Raw genomic sequence first — 19,024 nt, forward strand, 5'->3', positions numbered from 1 at the left:
GCGACAGGCAGCGCCCCGACTTCCGATCAGGCCGGAGTGTGCCCGGCCGGAACCCGCTCGCCCGCTCGCGGCGGCGGAGGCGGCGTGCCGTCACCGAACGGGCGGCCGCCGAGCTCTTCTCGGCCGTGCGGAGTGAGCCAGTTCGACAGGTCCGGGCCCTTCGGCACGATCCGGGTCGGATTGATGTCGGCGTGCACGATGTAATAGTGCTGCTTGATCTGGGTGAAGTCGACGGTGTCGCCGAAGCCCGGGGTCTGGAACAGGTCGCGCGCGTACGCCCACAGCACCGGCAGCTCCGTCAGCTTGCTGCGGTTGCACTTGAAGTGGCCGTGATAGACCGGATCGAACCGAACCAGCGTGGTGAACAGCCGCACGTCCGCCTCGGTGATGGTGTCGCCCACCAGGTAGCGCTGCGTCGACAACCGCTCCGACAGCCAGTCCAGCGCGGTGAACAGCCGGTCGTAGGCGGCGTCGTAGGCGTCCTGCGCACCGGCGAAACCGCAGCGGTAGACGCCGTTGTTGACCTCGGTGTAGACGCGCTTGTTCACCGCGTCGATCTCCTCGCGCAGCGCCTCGGGATACAGCTCCGGCGCGCCCGGGCGGTGGTACCGGGTCCACTCGGTGGAGAAGTCGAGCGTCATCTGCGCGTAGTCGTTGGTGACCACCTGCCCGGTCGGCACGTCGACCACGGCCGGGACGGTGATCCCGCGCGGGTAGTCCGGAACCCGCGCGAAGTACGCGTCCTGCAGGAAGTGGATGCCCAGCACCGGGTCCACCCCGCCGGGATCGAGATCGAAGGTCCAGCTGCGCTTGTCGTGCGTCGGCCCGCACAGGCCCAGCGACAGCACGTCCTCGAGGCCGAGCAGCCGGCGCACGATGATGGTCCGATTGGCCCACGGGCAGGCACGCGCCGCGACCAGGCGATAACGGTCCGGTTCGACCGGATAGCCGTCACGGCCGTCGGCGGTGATGCGGGTGGTGATGTAGTTCGTGTCCCGCTTGAACTCACCGGGTTCGATGTAGGTGGCATTGCCGGGCGACGAGGTGCTCACCGGACAAGTCTCGCAGATCGGTAGATTCGGCCGATGACCGATTCGAAACCCACCCGTCTGGAGCGCGTCGAGACCGACAAGGGCGCGCAGCTGGCCGTCCTCACCATCGACAGCCCGCCGCTGAATCTGTTCGACCGGGCGCTGCTCGAGGCACTGGCCGCCGACATCGCCGAGCTGACCGCCCGGCCGCCGCGCGCGCTGCTGCTGCGCGCCGAGGGCAAGGTCGTCTCGGGCGGGGTCGACGTGCGGGTCTTCGACGGCCTGTCGGTCGACGAGGGCGCCGAGCTGTGGCGCTCGCTGTTCGGCCGGATCATCCACCCGCTCGAGGCGCTGCCGTGCCCGGTGGTGTTCGCCGCGCACGGGCTGACCCTGACCGCCGCCTTCGAGATCGCGCTGGCCTGCGACATCGTGCTCGCCGGGTCGTCGGCGAAGTTCGGCCTGGTGGAGACCGTGGTCGGCCTGACGCCCTCGATGGGCGGCCCGCAGCGGCTGGCCGAGCGCGCCGGTTCGGGCCGCGCCCGCGAGCTGGTGATGACCGGCGACCTGTACGGCGCGGGCGAACTGGCCGAGTGGGGCGTGGTCAACGCCGTGCACGAGGACGTCGACACGGCCGCGCGCGCCCTGGCCGCGAAACTCGCCGACGGCCCCACCCGGGCGCACGCGGCGACCAAGCGGATCGTCGAGGCCTGGCGCTCCGGCGGTGTGGCGCACGCGGATTCGGTGACCCCGGAGGTCTCCGGCGAACTGTTCGGCACCGAGGACCTGCGCAACGCGGTCCGCAGCTTCCTGGACGTCGGACCGGGCAAGGCGACCTACACCGGCCGCTGACGGCGCCGCGCGCGGGTCCGCCGGCACCGATGCGGACACGTTTGCCGACTATCCGCCCACATTTGTGATGTGAGTCATATAGTCACAGGTGCCTGGCGGATCGAGGCGCTCGGAGGGACCCATGGCGCAGTTGTTGGTCGAATACCCGCAGTCGCGAAATACGTGGTGCGACAACCCACTTGCGCGCGGTGCCGACGGCGTCCTGCGATACGGCAACCTGAACCCCGCGCTCACCGAGCTGCTCGACGTCCAGGTGCACGCCTTCTCCGGGCGCGAGGCGGTCGTCGAGATCGGCGGCCCGCGGCTCACCTACCGGCAGCTGTGGCACGCGGCGTCGCGGATCGCGGGCGGTTTGCAGGAGCACGGCATCGGCTACGGCGACCGGGTAGCGGTGCGGATGCCGGTGGGGGCGCGCTGGGTGCAGGCCTTCCTCGGCGCGCTGCTGTCGGGCGCGGTGCCGGTGCTGGTGCACGACAGCCTGCCCGACGAGCTCGCCGCCCGGGTTATCGCGGACAGCCGCGCCGATTTCGTGCTGGGCGGCGCGGCCGACGCGGAACTGCCCGACGGCGCGGCGTTCATCGACGACGGCGCCTCGCTGAGCGAACTGGCGCTGCTCTGCTACACCAGCGGCGCGGTGTCGCAGGGTGATTCGATCGGGCCACGCGGGGTCGAGCTGACCAACGAGAATCTGTTGTCGGCGGTCCGGTCGATGGCGGGCGCGCTGGACCTGCCCACCGAGGGGCTGCGCAACCTGGTGCTGCTGCCGCTCGCGCACGCCAGCGGCTGCGTCGACCAGCTGCTGCCGACCTTCGCGGTGGGCGGCACGGTGGTGCTCGTCCCGGATCCCGCACTGGTCGCGGAAACCGTTGTGACCGAACGCATCGACATGGTGGCGGCGACCCCGCGCATCTTCGCCGACCTGCTGCCCGAACTGGCCGGGCTGCGCGCGGAAGGGGTGCGGCAGGTGTGCAGCGCCGGGCATCGCACCGAGCTGGCGGCGACCGACCCCGGGACCTCGGAGGTGGTGGCCGCCGCGCTGCGCGAAGTGTTCCCGCTGGCGCGGCAGTGGTCGGTGTGGGGCGCCACCGAGACCAGCGGCATCGGCCTGGCGCTGGCCGACGAGGGCGAGACCGCGTCCCCCGATCTGCTCGGATTCCCGTTCGGCGGAACGGAACTGGCGCTGTGGGGCCCGCACGCCGCCACCGGCCACGGCGAATTGCTCTGTCGCGGGCCGAATGTCGCCCCGCGCTACTGGAACGACCCGGAGACCACCGAATCCCGTTTCACCGGTTCGTGGTTCCACACCGGCAACCAGGTCGACATCGACGAGCAGGGCCTGGTCCACCGCGCCGGATAGCCGGCCGCGGTCACTCCAGCAGGCGGTCGCGCAGCCGGTCGCGCAGGTCGTCGGTGAAACCGATGGCGGTCAGGTAACCCTCCAGGTCACCGTAGAGCCGGTGCATCGAATCCGTGCCCTCCGCAAGGTATTCCGGCGCGACGCCGAGCACGTCGAGGGGCAGGGTGACCCGGCCGTTCGAGTTCAGTTCCACGTCGGCGCGCAGGGCGTCGACGGCGTCGTTGCTGAGCAGGTAGTCGGCGAGCAGGTCGGTCTCGGCGACGCCGACCGCGCGCAGCAGCGTCGCGACGGCCCAGCCGGTGCGGTCCTTCCCGGCGGCGCAGTGCACCAGCACCGCGCCGTCGCCGCCCACCAGTGAGCGCGCGATCGCGGTGATGGCGACCCCGGCCTCCGGCATCGCCGGGAACGACCGGTACACCTTCACCATCTCCTGCCAGGGCTCGTCGTGCACCACCTCGTGCGGCGGCTGCTCGCCGATGCGCGAGTCGAACGGCGTGTGCTCCAGGCGAATTCCCGCGGGCAGCGCGTCGGCACCCAGGTGCACGATCTCCTCGGGGCCGCGCAGGTCGTGCACCGCGGCCACGCCGAGTTCGCGCAGGGTGGCCTGCCCGGCCGCGTCGACGCGGCTCAGCTGTGCCGATCGCAGCAGCGCCCCGGTGCGGACCCGCGAGCCGGAGTCGGTGCGCAGCCCGCCGACGTCGCGGTAGTTGAAGGTGCCGGAGACGAGAAAATGATCAGAACGCGCGATGGTCACTTTTCCAGGCTATCGGCGGGTCGGTATCGCGCGGGTGTCGTTCTCCGATCGAACCGGCGAACCCGCGGCGGCGACGCCCTGTGTGTTCGGCCACAAGGAGGCGGCGCGGCGCGCGAGGGACGCGTAGAGTCTTGTCGGTTACGGGTAGTGATCGCCGGAGGAGCTGGTCTCCGCTGGATTGCGCCGCAGTCCCGGATGGGTAACGAAACATTCTTTCAGTCTGGAAACACCCATCGAACCTGGTCTTGATCCCCGAAAAGCCTCTACCATTGATGGATGTTGAACGGGTCGACCGGGTGGTACCCGGGGCGATCAGCGTGGATCTACCACCCGTTGAGCGAGCCGCGCAGGCGAGGTGCGCGCGTTCTTTCGCCCGAGGGAGTCGTCGTTGAGCGCTAGTGGAGAAATTATCGAGGTGCGGCCACATCCGACCGTCGAGGAGGCCGTGAACCGTGCGGCCGCCGCCATCGATTGCACCGGCACGCGCGCGTTGCGAGTGCTGCTGCATGCCGGCGTGAGTGCGTTGTGGCCCGCCATCAAGGCCGCGCCCCAGCGGCAGATCCGTACCTACGAGTCGACCATCCAGGCGCTGCGCCGCCGCTGGGCCGACCGCAGCGGCCCGAGCGCGGATCCCGCGGTCGCGGCGCTGTTCCGCGACCTCGACGCCGAGGTCGGCGCCTTCTTGCGGCTGTGCGCCGACCGGTCGAACACCGAGTGGCTCGAGCCGGTGGAGGCCATCGCCGCCTATTCGGTGGCCGTGATGCAGGGCACCGTGCTGCGCTGGCTCGCCGATTGCGACGACGAGACCACGCTGGTGGTGCTGGACGACTTGGTCTCGAGCCTGTCCACCAAGGCCGTCGACCGCTGAGGAAACGCCCCCGCACATCGAATTGGACGGTTGACCAGTAACCGGGTTACGTGATTGAGTGGACCGGGTGACGGACCTGTCGCCGATCGCCGGCCTCCAGGCGGCCACCGCGGATCTCGACCCGCCGCTGGCCGCACTCGACCTGGCCGCGCTGCGTGCCAATGCCGCCGACCTGGTACGCCGGGCGCGCGGCGTGCCGATCCGGGTGGCGAGCAAGTCGGTGCGCTGCCGGGGCGTGCTCGAGGAAGTGCTGGGTCCCGAGCTGACCCGGGCCGGGGGATTCGCGGGCGTCATGTCCTATTCGCTGCGCGAGGCCGTCTGGCTGGCGCGGCGGGGCGCGCGCGACATCCTGCTGGGCTACCCGAGCGTGGACCGTGCCGCTCTGGCCGAACTCGGCGCGGACGAGACGCTGCGCGAGGCGATCACGCTCATGGTCGACGATACGGCTCAGCTGGATCTGATCAAGACCGCCGTGGGCGGCGAGCGGGCCGCCCCGCGCGTGTGCCTGGACGTGGACGCGTCGCTGCGGATCGGCCCGCTGCACCTGGGCGTGCGGCGCTCGCCGATCCGGACCCCCGAGCAGGCGGCGCGGCTGGCCCGCGCCGCGATCGATCGCGGCTTCCGCGTGGTGGGCGTGATGACCTACGAGGCGCAGATCGCCGGACTGCCCGACACCAATCCGGCCGTGCGGCTGGTCAAGCGGGCCTCGGCGGCCGAGATCGGCGCGCGGCGGCGGCAGGTGCTGGACGCGGTCCGTTCGGTGGCGGGCGAGCTGGAGATCGTCAACAGTGGCGGCAGCGGGTCCGTCGAGGTGAGCGTCGCCGCCCCCGAGGTGACCGAGGTGACCGCGGGCTCCGGACTGTACGTGCCGACCCTGTTCGACGGCTATCGGGCCTTCACGCCGCGCCCGGCGCTGTTCTTCGCGCTGCCGGTGCTGCGCCGCCCGGCTCCCGGGATCGCCACCGCGTTCGCGGGCGGCTACATCGCCTCGGGTCCCGCCGGGCAGTCGCGTGTGCCGAAGCCGGTGTGGCCCAAGGGCTTGCGACTGATCGGTACGGAAGGCGCGGGGGAGGTGCAGACGCCGCTGCGCGGAGCAGACGGGCTCGGGGTCGGCGACTGGGTGTGGTTCCGCCACGCCAAAGCCGGTGAACTGTGCGAGCGGTTCGACAGCATCCACTTCGTCGACACCGACGGCACGCGCACGACCGTCCCCACCTATCGCGGCGAGGGCCGGAACTTCGGATAGCCGCCGCGGCACTCCGCTAGGGCGACACCAGCTCCAGGAAGGTCGCGAGATCGGCGAGCTGCTCGCGGGTCTCGGGCAGATACTCGGTCAGCAGCGGCGAGTGCACGACCATCGCGCTCCACAGCGCGCGCGACACGACCGTGGTGAGCCAGTGCCGGGACAGCAGCGTGTCGACGCCGTGCGGGGCCTCGGCGGGTGAGGAACTGGTCATCGACACCAGTACCACCGCGGCCTCCCGCCCGGCGAAACGTTCCGCGGTGCCGACGAGCACGTCCTCGATCCGCGCGCGCGACAACAGGGTTCGGATGCGGGCCGCCTGCGCGTGATACGGCGTGACGACCAGGATGTCGTGCGGGTGCAGCCGTCGCGTCACCGCGCCCTGGCGCCACGGCAGCCCGAGCAGTCCGCGCACCCGGCGCACGATCTCGCGGGCCTCCTCGGCGGATTCGGTGCCGTTGCCGTGGTGTTCGACCGGGATCGAGCGTACGCCCGGCGGCACGCCTTCCAGATCGCGAGCGAGCGTGACGGTTTCGGTCGACCGCAGCCGCCCGCCGTACCGTAGCCGGGACACCGGTTCGCACAGCCGCGGGTGCATGCGCCAGGTGCGGTCCAGGAAGTACCCGAATTCCGGTGGCAGCGTGGGGTTCTCGCCGACGAGTCGGCCCAGCGCGGACTCGTGCACCGGCTCGGGGTGCGCGCCGTGCGCGGGCAGCGGCGCGGGGTCGCCGAGCAGCAGCAGGTTGCGGGCCGAGGCGGCCACCGCGACCGCGTCGGCCAGTGGGAAGTGGCCCGCGTCGGCGACCATCAGCAGATCCAGGCAGCCCGGGGCGACGCGCTCGGCGTCCGCGAAATCGCTGGGGAGACCGCCGATCACGCAGCCGTTGACGGCATTGTCGAGGAAGCGGGGATAGCGCGCCGGGTCGATGGCCAGCCACTCCGGCGCCACCGCCCGGGCATCGGACTTCGCCACCAGTTCCGGGAGCACGCCGACCCGCACCAGCCCGTCGAGCACCTCCTCGACGGCCCAATGCGATTGCGCGACAACGCCGACGCGCCACTTGTAGCGGGTGACGAGGCGTTCGATCACCCGCGCCGCGGTATCGGTCTTGCCGGTGCCCGAGGGCCCCTGCACGGCGACGTAGGAGTTGTCGAGATCCAGCACGGCGGCGGTGACGGCGGCGGCGTGGTCGCCGAACACCTCGGGCAGGGCGGCGGCCGTCCGCAACCGCGGCGGGCGGCGCAGCAGCAGGTCGAACGCCGCCGTGGCGGGGATCTCGGGCAGCGTCATCAACAGGTGGTGGCCGGCGAATTCCAGTGCGGCTTCGAGGTTCTCGTCGCGGCCGGGCAGTCCGGGGACGATCGCGACGGGCAGGTCGTCGTAGGGGGCGCAGCCGTCCGGGAGGATCTCCTCGACGCGGACGGTGTCGTCGAAGTTGTCGTCGAGCGCGCAGCCGAGCACGGTGGCGGCGGCGGTCGCCCGGCGGCCGGGGATGGCCCGCATACCGGGCACGGGCTCGTCGTAGAGGGTGCGGACGGCGGTGCCGGGCGGTGGCGCGCTGCCGGTGCCCAGGCGGCCGGTGAGCTTCAGGTAGCGGCGCATCGGCCCGTGCCCGGTGCTGTGCCACTTGGTGTCGACCGTGCCCCAGTCGGCGACGAGGACGCCCGGGGTGTCGGCCCATTCGGCGATCGGGCGGTGCAGGCGGTCGGCGTGGGCCCAGTGCAGTGGCTGGCGTTCGCGGCGGTGGTAGCCGAGTGCGGCGGCCATCAGTCCGGCGGCCTGCTGCGCGGGCGTGCGCGCGGCCGGTTCGGCGTCGGCTTCCGCGCTCGCGCCGGGGATGTCGGGGTGCGCCGCGCCCGCCATGCCGTCGAAGGCGAACTCGCGCAGCGCGGCCTCGACCGCGGCGGGCGCCTCGGCCGGTGTCTCGCGCGGCGCGGGCGCGGCGCCGATGCCGTTCTCGGCGGCCAGGTCTCGCAACCGGTCGCGCAGCCGGGCGACCCGCGCGCACTCGGATTCCAGGTCGTCGCAGGCGGATTCGCCGCCCAGCAGGCCACCGAGGTTGGGCAGGTCGTAGGACCGCTCGCCGACGACCAGGGCCGAGCGCACGATGGGATAGAGGTCCACCAGCGCGCCGAGCAGGTCGTCGGAGACCTCCTCGTCGGCGCCGCAGCCCGCGCACAGCTCCGCCAGCAGCGGCCGGGCCGGCGAACGGTAGTGGTAGATGCGCAGTTCCGGATGGCGCTGCTGCCGGTCGGCCAGGAACTCCAGCAGCGCGGCGGGGTCGTCGTGCAGTCCGAAGGCGTGGAACAGGATCGCCGCGGGCTCCTCGCCCTGCTCGGGCGTGCGCGCCGGCAGCACCCCGACGCCGACGACGGTCGCGGGCGTGCCCGCCGGGGTGAGGAAGACGTCGCCCGGTGACGGCGCGGGCAGCGCGGACAGCGCCGCCGCGTTCGTCAGCGCCCACACCGGCTCGCCGGTGCGTTCGCCGCGCAACTGCATCTCGGCCTGACGGCGCAGCGCCGCGAAGGTCTGGGTCGCCACCCGCGTCACCGCGGCGTCGGCCTGCACCAGCCGGTCCACCGTGGTGATTCCCGCGTCGCGCAGCTGGGCCCGCACGGTCGGCCGCATGCCCGCGACCAGCAGCAGGTCGCGCCCGGTCAGCAGTTCGGCGGTGCAGGTGGCGCAGCGGCCGCACGCCAGATAGCGCCGATCGCCCCACTGCACCGGCAGCAGTTCGTTCTGCTTGGCCTCCAGCACGGCCGTCAGGCGGCGCCGTCGTGCCGCGTACACCCGGGCCGCGTCGGCCAGCGGATACTGCGACCGCGACCCGTCGGGATGACGCACGCGCAGCACGGGATCGACGCGGAAACCACTGTGCCGCACCGCTTCCGCGCAAGCGGCGAGTTCGAGGAGAGCCGCGATCGGGGTGTCGGTGCCCGCGGTGCCGTAGAGGGAGTAGCAGACCGGCGCGAGCGAGAGCATCGGATCGGCCGGGCCGTCGGGTTCGGTGTCGTCCGGCGGGCCGCTCCGCTCGGCGAAGGAACGACTCAGCGCGTCACCGTCGACGACCTGCCCCTGCCGATGACCATCGAAGGCCGCGCTCGCCGACCACTCGTTCGGGACCGGCTCGAGCGGCGGCGCGGCCGCCGGCCGCACCGGCGACTGTTCCATCGCGTCGGTCCGCACCAGGGCCGGGCACCGCGCGGCGAAGGTGCCGTCGAAGAAGACGCCGCCGGCGATCACGCCCGCCCCGGCGTGCAGCGCGGCCACGGTCTGCTCGTGCGCGCGGTGCAGGGCGTCCACGGTCTCGGCCGGCGTGCCGGATTCGGGCGCGTCGATCCGGACGGCGTCGAGTCCGGGCAGGCCGGAATGCCCGGGTTCGGGCAGCAGCGGACCGGCGCCGGTAGCCACCGGCGCCACCAGACCCAGTTCGGCGTCGAGCGCGCGCAGCAGCGCGAACTCGCAGTGCGCCGCCGTCAACAGGTCACCGGTGCTGCACACGACACGATCACCGACCAGAATCAATCGCGGCCCTCCTGCGCCTCGGACACCCGCACCCGGCCGTCGCGTTCTTGGGTGCCGAGTCGCGCTTCAGGGTAATTGTTCGAGGTAGAACGGCGTGGCGTGAGGGGGGCGTGTCGTCGTATGGTCTGGGCGGGCGCGTCAGAGAGGACATCGGGAGTGCAGACGCGGCCCGGGCAGCACCTGGTCCGCGCGCGGGTGCGGGGCTGAGCGCGGAAGGGATTGCCGGATGCCGTTTTTCGACGGACCGCGCGGGCGGCTGCACTGCCGGCAGTGGGCGGTGCCGGAGGCGCGGGCGGTGTTCGCGCTGCTGCCGGGTACCGGGCAGCACAGCGGCCATTACCATCGCTTCGCCCGGGGGCTGGGGGCGGCGTCGATCGAGACGTGGGCGCTGGACGTGCCGGGACAGGGCCTCAGCGAAGGGGATCCGCGCGCGCCCGGCACGATCGATGAGCTCGTCGCCGACGCGCGGGGGTTCCTCGCGCTGGTCCGCGCTCGGCGGCCCGGTGTGCCGCTGATCGTCGGCGGGCACTCGCTCGGCGCGGCCACCGCGCTCGCCGCGCTGCCGGAGTGCGCGGGGCTGGTACTCACCGGGACCCCGCGGCGCGCGGTCGAGGCGCCGCCGCCGACCGGCCTGCCGGTGCTGGTGCTGCACGGCGTCGATGATCGCCGTGCCCCTATCGATGCCGTTCGGGACTGGACGACGCGCGTGCGATCGGTAGGGTTGCGGTTGCGCGAATATGCCGATGCCGGGCACGATCTGCTGCACGAGCCGGTGCGGGCACGAGTCACCGCCGACATCGCGGAGTGGATCCAGGGCGTCGTCGCGGAACCGGTGCGCCCGTGATGTAGCACGAGAAAGGGGGACCGGTGCGATCGCAAGAATCCGGGGACCTGCGCAGTGATGTCGCGGCCCTGACCCAGGCGGTCGACGACGGTCGGCTGTGGATCGATGGAGTGCTCGTCGCCGACGGCGTCCACGAGCGCTGCGCCCAACGTTACGAACAGCTCGCCGAACAGGTGGAGCAACAGGTGCTGACACTGCGCGCGGCCACCTCGCTCCCGGGCTTCGGCGGCTTCGAATCGGGCAACGCGCTGCGGCGCGGGTTCGAGGACAAGGCTGCCCAAGGTCTGGAGCGGTTGCAGGAGTACGCCGACGCCGCCCGGCAGCTGGCACAGGCGCTGCGCGCCGCGGCCGCCGCCTACGCCCAGCGCGACGCGGACATGTCGGCGGCGATCAGCCGCGTCGGCGCCGACACGGTGGGGGTGGGTCATGCGTAGGGTGCACGGGCAGGGAGCCGCGGGACCGGATCCGGACTACGCGCCGACGGTCGAGGTCTTCGACCGGATGCACTACGACGAGATCTATCGCGGTGTGCTGCAGATGAATCCGGAGGTGCTCACCGCCGGCCGCCAGGCCTGGCAGAGCGCCGCCGCCGGGCTCGGCGACGCGGTGCAGCAGGCGCACGCCGAGATTCGCGGCGCCATCGCCGACGGCTGGCGCGGCAGCGCCGCCCAGCAGGCCGCCGCCGCCATGCAGGCGTTCGAGGAGCTGGGGCAGCACGTGGCCGACGTGATGTCGGCGGTGTCGCAGCGCCTCGGGCAGGCCAACGACGCGGCCGAGACCCTGCGCGGCGCGGTGTCGCGACCGGTCGCGGTCGGCGCGGATCTGGAAGCGGCGCTGCTGGATCCGAAGCGCGCCACGCTCAATATCGCCGCCCAGAAACAGGCCGAGGGCCTGCGCCAGGACGTGGTGCGGGTGATGGACACGGTGTACGCGGGCGCGTTCGTGCCGACCGGCAACAGCGTTCCGGCCTTTCCGCAGGGCGGCATGTACCCCGCGCCCGAGGAACCCGCGCCGCCGCCGGGTGGCGAGCCGGGCCCGGACGCGACCGACTCGCTGACCGCGCCGGGTGCGGTGGCGGTGCCCGAAGCTACTGTGCCGCAAGCGGTTACCGTTCCGGGTGCGCAGGGCTCCGCGGCGGAGTCCGATTCGCCGGCCGAGGCGGACGAGCCGGTCGACGCGGGTGCCGATACGGGTGCCGAAGGCGCGGCCGTGACGGTCCCCGCTGCTGCCCCCGCCGCTCCGACCGCGCCCGCGACGGTCTCCGACGCGCCGGTGGTTCCGGCGGCCGACCGCCCGGCGTCGGTGGCACCGACTGCCGCCGCGAATACTGTTGTACCGCAGGCTGTTCCGGCCGCATCCGCCACACCGGTGAGCGCGCCGGTGACCGTGGCCGCGGCCGCCGGGGCGGCGACTACCGCGCAGAGTTCCGAGGACCAGCGCAAGCGCGACGAGCGGGACCAGCGTCACGAACCCGCCTCCGATGCCGTGGGCGGAATGGGCGCCGGGGTCTTCGGCGGTCTCGCCGGCAGCGCGCTGGCCGCCGGTGACGCCGTGCGCTCCGGGCCGGGTGTTCCCGTGCCGCCCAAGCGTTCCCAGTACGATGAGGACGAGGACGAGGAGTACTACGATTTCGACGAGCCGACCTACCTGGAGCCGGCCGAGCCCGGCACCGAGCTGGTCGGTCAACTCGATCCGACCACGCCGCCGGTGGTCGGCGAATGGGCCGAGGACTACTGACGGCCGGATGAGTGCGAGCGCGACCGGCGCGGTGGGCCGCCGGTGAGATGGACCCTCACCCCGGACCAGTTCGCGCTGGCCTGGGAGCGGACCGACGGCGATCGCATCCCGTACCCGCTGGCCGTGCGACTCTCCGCCCGCGACAGCGCCGAACGCGCCGCGCAACTCCCCGCGCTGCGGGACTGGTGCGACCGAACCCTGGACGCCGACCTGGAGGCGGCGCTGCGGGTGCTCTCGCGCCCGGCGATCCAGGTGGAGGTGCTGGGCGAGCACGGCCTCGGCGAGCAGGCGCAGCCCGTTCGGGTGCTGGGCGCGGCCGCCGGGCAGGTGACGGTGGTCGCCGCACAGCGCGCCGGTGACACCCCCGACCGGGGCGCGGAGATCCGGCTGTTCGTCGGTGGACCGAAAGCCCTTGCGGCCCGGGTGGTCTCGGTGCTCCCGGAGAACACCCCCGGGAGCGGGCCCCGGCACACCGCGCCGCTGGACCGCGTGCGCGAGGACAGCCGGGACCTGGTGACGGTTCCGGTCGCGGGTCCCACGGTCTCGGCACGCATGCGCCGGCTGCTGCGCCAACCGCGCGACGGTATCGGCCAGATCGTGGTCTCGGCCCGCCGCGCCGACGACACCATGCGCCCCCTCGGCGTGCTCTGCTGGATCGACGTCGCCGGCGACGGCCGCTACACCGTCCGCACCCGCTCCGAGGTCGACATCGTCCCCGTCGACGCCGAGGCCTTCGCCAGCCAGCTCCGCCCACTCGTCGCCGCCGCCGAACGATTGGTCGCCGAGCCCGCCGACTGGTGAAAACCGCTCATCCCGTCCCTCCACCCCGTCATTCCGGCACGCTTTTTGCCGGGATCCACAACCTCGGGGAACCCGATGGATCCCGGCCGAAAGCGTGCCGGGATGACGATGCCGGACCGGTTGGCGCGCTTGGCTACTGCGAGTGGTTGCCGGGCCCGAACTCGGGGTCGCCCGATCGGATGATGCCGATGACCTCGTCGTCGGTCAGTTGGTGGAAGTCCTCGTAGGCCCCGCCGACGCCGCCGAGGACCCGGGGAACGAGGGGACAGACGGTCTCGTCGGCCAGCTTGCCGACGCGGTGCAGGGCCTCGGCCGAGGAGACCGGGACCGCGACCGCGAGGTGGCGGGGTTCGTGCAGGCGGATGATGCGGCAGGCGACCGCGACCGTCGCGCCGGTGGCCATGCCGTCGTCGACGATCACCACGGTGCGGCCCCGCGCGGGGACGGGCGGGGCGTGCACGCGCAGGATGTGTTGGCGGCGTTGGAGTTCCGTGCGCTCCAGCGCCTCGGTCTCGGCCAGCTGGTCCGGGGTGACGTCGGTGTGGCGCACCACGTCCTCGTTGAGGACCCGCAGGCCGCCCTCGCCGATCGCGCCCATCGCCAGCTCCGGCTGCCACGGCACACCCAGCTTGCGCACCAGCAGGATGTCGAGATCCCCGCCGATCACCGATCGGACCGCGGCCGCCACCGGCACCCCGCCGCGCGGCAGACCGAGCACCAGCGGGTTCGACGCCCGCAGGTGGAGTAGCGACTCACCCAGCGTGTGACCGGCGGCGGCCCGATCCGGATAGATCATGGTGCCCCAAGTCTAGTGGCAGCACCGGATCGCGCGGGTCCTTCCGCCGCGGCTACCCGCCGGGCTCGACGGTGAAGCGGCGCAGCGCCAGACTCGGATTGGTCGCGCGGATCTGCTCGAGATGCGCGAGATCGATACGCGCCGTGGCGATTCCGGTCGCCTCGCCGAGTTCGGCCAGTAGCGTGCCCGCCGGGTCCACGATCATCGAGGCGCCCGCGCCGCGCGGCCCGGCCTGATCGGCGGCGGCGACGTAGACGGTGTTCTCGATGGCGCGGGCGCGCAGCAGCGTGGTCCACTGGTCGACCTTCGCCGGACCGGGTATCCACTGCGCCGGCAGCAGCAGCACGTGCGCCCCGGCCGCGGCGACGCGTCGGCAGCCCTCGGGGAAACGCAGGTCGAAACAGGTCTGCAAGCCGAACACCACGCCGTCCACGGTGAAGGTGGCCGGGTCGGTGAGCGCGCCGGGCAGCACCACGTCCGACTCCCGGAACCCGAAGGCGTCGTACAGGTGCACCTTGCGATACACCGCCGCGAACTCGGCGTCGGGCCCGGCCGCGACGAGCGTGTTGTAGATCCGCTCCGACTCGCCGCCGCCGGGCGCCTCGACCACACCCGCGACCAGATGCACCCCGAATTCCGCGGCGAGCCCGCGCAATTGATCCACCCACGGCCCCGTGACCGGCTCCGCGGCCTCGACCACCCGCCGGTCCAGCCGCGTCACCGCGAACATCGAGTACTCCGGCGCGACCACGACCCGCGCGCCGTGCTCGGCGGCCGCCCGCACCTGCTCGCGCAGCATCGCCAGATTCGCGTCCTTGTCGGTGTAGGGCGCGAACTGGATCACGGCGACGTCGATCGTCCGGGCCGGTTCCGGCGCCTCCGCCGGCGCGGTGGCCGCGGCCGGTTCCAGCCCGGTGGCGGCGGCCGGCGGCGGCGCACCGGCGTCGGTGGTCGTCGAATAGCTCACCACCACCGAGACCTCGCCTTCCGTGCCGGGTCCCGATCCCGGCCCGGTCGTGGTGGCGGAGTTCGCGGGCGTGCCGGTGACGCCGGGCACGGTCGGCTCGTGCGGTTGCATAGGTCTCACCGTATTGGCCCGACGGTCGGGGCGGCCACTGCGACGAAGTAAAGTACTGGTCAATGAGCACCTCACCGGTCGACAGTGGTACCCCAGCCGACGAGAGGGACGCAGCCGACCCGTCCTTCGCCGATCTCGGTATCGACGATCGCATTCTGACGGCGATCGCCGACGTCGGCTACGAATCTCCCTCGCCGATCCAGGCGGCGACGATTCCCCCGCTGCTCACCGGTGCCGACGTGGTCGGCCTGGCCCAGACCGGAACCGGCAAGACCGCGGCGTTCGCGATCCCGATCCTGATGGGGCTGGAGCAGAAGGGCAAGGCGCCGCAGGCGCTGGTCCTCGCGCCCACCCGCGAGCTGGCGATCCAGGTGGCCGAGGCCTTCGGCCGCTACTCCGCGCACCTGCCCGGCGTGCACGTGCTACCCATCTACGGCGGGCAGAACTACGCCGTGCAGCTGTCGGGGCTGCGGCGCGGCGCCCAGGTGGTGGTCGGCACCCCGGGCCGCGTCATCGATCACCTCGAGCGCGGCACCCTGGACCTGTCGCAGCTGCGGTACCTGGTGCTGGACGAGGCCGACGAGATGCTCAAGATGGGCTTCCAGGAGGACGTCGAGCGCATCCTCGCCGATACGCCCACCGACAAGCAGGTGGCGCTGTTCTCCGCCACCATGCCCGGGGCGATCCGCAAGATCTCCAAGCAGTACCTGAAGGATCCGGTGGAGATCACGGTCAAGGCCAAGACCACCACCGCCACCAACATCACCCAGCGCTGGGTGCACGTCTCGCACCAGCGCAAGCTCGACGCCCTGACGCGCATCCTCGAGGTCGAGCCGTTCGAGGCGATGATCATCTTCGTGCGCACCAAGCAGGCGACCGAGGAACTGGCCGAGAAGCTGCGCGCGCGTGGGTATTCGGCGGCCGCCATCAACGGCGACATCGCGCAGAACCAGCGCGAGCGCACCATCGGGCAGCTGAAGTCGGGCACGCTGGACATCCTGGTCGCCACCGACGTGGCCGCGCGCGGTCTGGACGTCGACCGCATCTCGCACGTGGTCAACTACGACATCCCGCACGACACCGAGTCCTACGTGCACCGCATCGGCCGCACCGGGCGGGCCGGGCGCAGCGGCGAGGCGCTGCTGTTCGTCGCCCCGCGCGAGCGCCGCCTGCTGGACGCGATCGAGCGGGCCACTCGCCAGCCGCTGACCGAGATGCGGCTGCCGAGCGTGGAGGACGTGAACGCGCAGCGCGTGGTGAAGTTCCACGACGCCATCACCGAGAACCTCGCCAACGAGAACCTCGCGCTGTTCCGCAAGCTGATCGAGGACTACGAGGCCGAGCACAACATCCCGCTCGCCGATATCGCCGCCGCGCTCGCGATCGGCGGCCACGACGGCGACAACTTCTTCATGGAGCCCGAGCCGGAGCCGGAGCGGCGCGAGCGCGGGCCCCGCCGGTTCGACGACCGCGAACCGCGCCGCGACTCGGGCGGGGCGGGTCACCACCGCACCACCGGCGCGGAGATGGCGACCTACCGCATCGCCGTCGGCAAGCGCCACCGGGTGGTGCCGGGCGCCATCGTCGGCGCGATCGCCAACGAGGGCGGCCTGCGCCGCAGCGACTTCGGCCACATCAGCATCCGCCCCGACCACAGCCTGGTCGAACTACCGGCCAACCTGCCGCCGGAAACCCTGGATGCTTTGCGCCGCACCAGAATCAGCGGCGTGCTGATCCAACTCCAGCCCGACCAGGGCCCGCCCGGCCAGCGCACCCTGAGCCGCGGTCCTCGCCGCGACAACCGCCGCCCGGACCGCCGCAAGCCCCGCTCCTGACCGAACCCCCTGCGCCACAGCGAGTTCACCGCTGTCGGCGCACCACCCGGGTATCCCGTTGCCCTTCAGGCGGTTCCGACAAGCGTCGCGTCCCCCGTCATTCCGGCATGCTCTTGGCCGGAATCCATGGCACGCCGCGGTCAGTTGTCGCCCGACGGAACCGCTTCCGTGTCGGGGGCGGTCAGCTGCACCTCGGTGGAGGCCGGCCCCGGGGCCGAGGGGGTGGACTGGCCGGGGCGGGTGGGCTCCGGCTTGGGGGCGTAGGGGTCGGTCAGGGGGTTGGGGTAGACCGTGACGACGCCGACGGTGGGGGCCATGACGCAGGTGGCGCCGGGGTAGCCGATCGTGCCCCACATGCTGGCGACGATGGTGCCGGGGCCGCTGTCGACCGTCTTGGTCAGGCTGGGGGTGCCCGTCTCGGTGCGCTCGTCGAGCGTCGCCACGCCGCTGCGCCCGTTGCCGGTGTTGAGCCAGGCCACGGTCAGGCCGGAGTAGGTGGGGTAGCCCCACATGTTCGGGGTGGCCTGGAAGCGCACGGTGGCGTACTCGCCCGCGATGCCGCGGTCCGGCCCGGGGACCCCGGCCGCGCCGGCGACGGCGGTCAGCGAGATCGGGAAGTTGGTGCCGCAGCCGAACGTCGGAGCCTGGTACCAGAACGGCGTGAAGCCACCCGCGATGTGATCGAGCTTGGCGGCGGCGATCAGATGCGCGGCGTTCGACAGCGACCCGACACCGGCCTGCGCGGCGGGATCGGCGCCGGCGGCCGCGGTGAGCTGCTCGACGGCGGCGTCGAGGGACGACTCGGCGGGGTCGGCGGCGGCGCTGCCCAGCGTGGCCGCGACGCTCATCCCGCAGGCGGCCGCCACCGCGGCCAGGCGCGCGAAGGTCTTGCCGTTCACTTGTGGTGCTCCTTGTCGTGAACTCGCTCGGGCCGGCCCGGGGAATGTCCCGGCAGCGCGAGACGAGCGCGGCCCTCGGCAGCAACGTACCAGTTCCGGGCCGGTGGGGTGGGCGCACCTGCCGCTCGGGCGCGGATTCGGGGGGATCCGCGGTGTGATCCAGCCGACAGACTCAGATTACCGAAGGGTAGGTTTGATGCCGGACATCCGAACACAGTGGGAGACGCCCATGAAACTTGCCCTGTCACCCGACGAGGTGGCCTTCCGGGACGACCTGCGCCGGCTCTATCGCAGCGAGATCCCCGCGGAGATCCGCGAGAAGGTCGAATACGGGCGCGAGCTGACCCGGGACGACATCGTCACCTCGCACAAGATCCTGCACCAGCACGGACTGGCCGTGCCGAACTGGCCGGTGGAGTGGGGCGGCAAGGATTGGACCCCGATCCAGCGCCACATCTGGGAGGACGAACTCCAGCTGGCGTGCGTGCCCGAGCCACTGACGTTCAACGCCAACATGATCGGCCCGGTGATCGCCCAATTCGGTTCGCGGGAACTGAAGGAGCGTTTCCTGCCGCCGACCGCCGCGCTCGACATCTGGTGGTGCCAGGGCTTCTCCGAGCCCGACGCCGGTTCCGACCTGGCCTCGCTGCGCACCACCGCGGTGCGCGACGGCGACTCCTACATCGTCAACGGCCAGAAGATCTGGACCACCCTCGCCCAGTACGCGGACTGGATCTTCTGCCTGGTGCGCACCGACCCGAACGCGCCGAAGAAGCAGGCCGGCATCTCGCTGCTGCTGTTCGACGTCAAGACGCCCGGCGTGACGATCCGCCCGATCAAGCTGATCGACGGCCACCACGAGGTCAACGAGGTCTTCTTCGAGAACGTGCGGGTCCCCGCCGACCAGCTCGTCGGCGCGGAGAACATGGGCTGGACGTACGCGAAGTTCCTGCTCGGCAACGAGCGCACCGGCATTACCGGTGTCGGCCGCACCAAGGTCCGGCTCGCGGTCGCGAAGAAGTACGCCGAGCGGACCCGGGTCGCGGGCGGCACGCTGCTGACCGATCCGGTGTTCGCCGCGCGGGTGGCCGAGCTGGAGAACGAGCTGCTGGCCCTGGAGCTGACCCTGCTGCGCGTGGTGGCCACCAATTCCGGTGACGGCAAACCGAATCCGGCCTCCTCGGTGCTGAAACTGCGCGGTACGGAGCTGCAGCAGGCCGCGACCGAACTGCTGCTCGACGTGGCGGGTCCGGACGCGCTGCCGGTCGGCGCCGAGGACATCGGGTCGCCGGACTGGGCGCAGCGCACCGGCCCCAGCTACCTGAACTACCGCAAGACCACCATCTACGGAGGATCGAGCGAGGTGCAGCGCACCATCATCGCCTCCACCATCCTCGGATTGTGAG

The 19,024-nt window shown here is 72.2% G+C and carries 16 protein-coding genes; 10 read left to right on the forward strand and 6 right to left on the reverse strand.

What is annotated here, in order from left to right:
* Window positions 1-26: 26 nt before the first annotated feature.
* Window positions 27-1,052, reverse strand: a complete 1,026-nt coding sequence (locus IU476_RS24035) for a glutathione S-transferase family protein (protein ID WP_195103663.1) — start codon at window positions 1,050-1,052, stop codon at window positions 27-29.
* Window positions 1,053-1,085: 33 nt separating this feature from the next.
* Here IU476_RS24035 and IU476_RS24040 point away from each other — a divergent pair, with 33 nt between their 5' ends.
* On the forward strand, window positions 1,086-1,880 hold the full coding sequence (locus tag IU476_RS24040) for an enoyl-CoA hydratase/isomerase family protein (protein WP_195103665.1): 795 nt from the start codon (window positions 1,086-1,088) through the stop codon (window positions 1,878-1,880).
* A gap of 121 nt (window positions 1,881-2,001) precedes the next feature.
* Window positions 2,002-3,237: a class I adenylate-forming enzyme family protein gene (locus tag IU476_RS24045; RefSeq protein ID WP_195103667.1), complete on the forward strand. Its 1,236-nt coding sequence runs from the start codon at window positions 2,002-2,004 to the stop codon at window positions 3,235-3,237.
* Between the two features lie 10 nt (window positions 3,238-3,247).
* On the opposite strand, the gene IU476_RS24050 is transcribed toward IU476_RS24045, so the two are convergent.
* Window positions 3,248-3,991 carry a tyrosine-protein phosphatase gene (locus IU476_RS24050; RefSeq protein WP_195103669.1) on the reverse strand — a complete coding sequence of 248 codons (744 nt, stop codon included), beginning with the start codon at window positions 3,989-3,991 and terminating at the stop codon, window positions 3,248-3,250.
* A 388-nt stretch (window positions 3,992-4,379) separates the two neighbouring features.
* Between IU476_RS24050 and IU476_RS24055 the strand changes: the two genes are divergently transcribed.
* Window positions 4,380-4,859, forward strand: coding sequence for a TetR family transcriptional regulator (locus IU476_RS24055; protein WP_228824205.1), 480 nt, complete (start codon window positions 4,380-4,382; stop codon window positions 4,857-4,859).
* A 76-nt stretch (window positions 4,860-4,935) separates the two neighbouring features.
* Window positions 4,936-6,105, forward strand: coding sequence for an alanine racemase (locus IU476_RS24060; protein ID WP_228824256.1), 1,170 nt, complete (start codon window positions 4,936-4,938; stop codon window positions 6,103-6,105).
* 16 nt (window positions 6,106-6,121) lie between these two features.
* Here the strand turns inward: IU476_RS24060 and IU476_RS24065 are convergent, their stop codons facing one another.
* Window positions 6,122-9,604, reverse strand: coding sequence for a bifunctional RecB family nuclease/DEAD/DEAH box helicase (locus IU476_RS24065; RefSeq protein ID WP_324194250.1), 3,483 nt, complete (start codon window positions 9,602-9,604; stop codon window positions 6,122-6,124).
* Between the two features lie 250 nt (window positions 9,605-9,854).
* On the opposite strand from IU476_RS24065, the gene IU476_RS24070 reads away from it, so the two are divergent.
* From IU476_RS24070 to IU476_RS24085, 4 genes are read left to right on the forward strand one after another with little or no spacing between them, the layout of a single operon-like run.
* On the forward strand, window positions 9,855-10,472 hold the full coding sequence (locus IU476_RS24070) for an alpha/beta hydrolase (RefSeq protein ID WP_195103674.1): 618 nt from the start codon (window positions 9,855-9,857) through the stop codon (window positions 10,470-10,472).
* Between the two features lie 23 nt (window positions 10,473-10,495).
* Entirely contained in the window at window positions 10,496-10,906 is a 411-nt protein-coding gene (locus IU476_RS24075; protein WP_195103675.1) for a hypothetical protein, read from the forward strand.
* Complete coding sequence (locus IU476_RS24080) at window positions 10,899-12,209, forward strand: PPE domain-containing protein (protein ID WP_195103678.1); 1,311 nt, start codon at window positions 10,899-10,901, stop codon at window positions 12,207-12,209. The genes IU476_RS24075 and IU476_RS24080 overlap by 8 nt, the downstream gene beginning before the upstream one ends.
* A gap of 42 nt (window positions 12,210-12,251) precedes the next feature.
* Window positions 12,252-13,010, forward strand: a complete 759-nt coding sequence (locus IU476_RS24085) for an ESX secretion-associated protein EspG (protein ID WP_195103679.1) — start codon at window positions 12,252-12,254, stop codon at window positions 13,008-13,010.
* Window positions 13,011-13,143: 133 nt separating this feature from the next.
* On the opposite strand, the gene IU476_RS24090 is transcribed toward IU476_RS24085, so the two are convergent.
* A complete protein-coding gene (locus IU476_RS24090; RefSeq protein WP_195103680.1) occupies window positions 13,144-13,806 on the reverse strand; it encodes a phosphoribosyltransferase in 663 nt (220 codons plus the stop codon).
* Window positions 13,807-13,858: 52 nt separating this feature from the next.
* The gene (locus IU476_RS24095; RefSeq protein WP_267466564.1) at window positions 13,859-14,716 is read right to left on the reverse strand and encodes a carbon-nitrogen hydrolase family protein; all 858 of its coding nucleotides are present in this window, start codon (window positions 14,714-14,716) and stop codon (window positions 13,859-13,861) included.
* A 230-nt stretch (window positions 14,717-14,946) separates the two neighbouring features.
* On the opposite strand from IU476_RS24095, the gene IU476_RS24100 reads away from it, so the two are divergent.
* Window positions 14,947-16,719, forward strand: coding sequence for a DEAD/DEAH box helicase (locus IU476_RS24100; RefSeq protein WP_195103681.1), 1,773 nt, complete (start codon window positions 14,947-14,949; stop codon window positions 16,717-16,719).
* Between the two features lie 140 nt (window positions 16,720-16,859).
* Here IU476_RS24100 and IU476_RS24105 read toward each other — a convergent pair whose 3' ends face one another.
* A complete protein-coding gene (locus tag IU476_RS24105) occupies window positions 16,860-17,618 on the reverse strand; it encodes a hypothetical protein (RefSeq protein ID WP_195103682.1) in 759 nt (252 codons plus the stop codon).
* A gap of 229 nt (window positions 17,619-17,847) precedes the next feature.
* On the opposite strand from IU476_RS24105, the gene IU476_RS24110 reads away from it, so the two are divergent.
* Complete coding sequence (locus tag IU476_RS24110) at window positions 17,848-19,023, forward strand: acyl-CoA dehydrogenase family protein (RefSeq protein WP_195103683.1); 1,176 nt, start codon at window positions 17,848-17,850, stop codon at window positions 19,021-19,023.
* The last annotated feature ends 1 nt before the right edge of the window (window position 19,024 follow it).

Origin of the sequence: Nocardia blacklockiae (assembly GCF_015477355.1) — a bacterium.
Lineage (GTDB): Bacteria > Actinomycetota > Actinomycetes > Mycobacteriales > Mycobacteriaceae > Nocardia > Nocardia blacklockiae.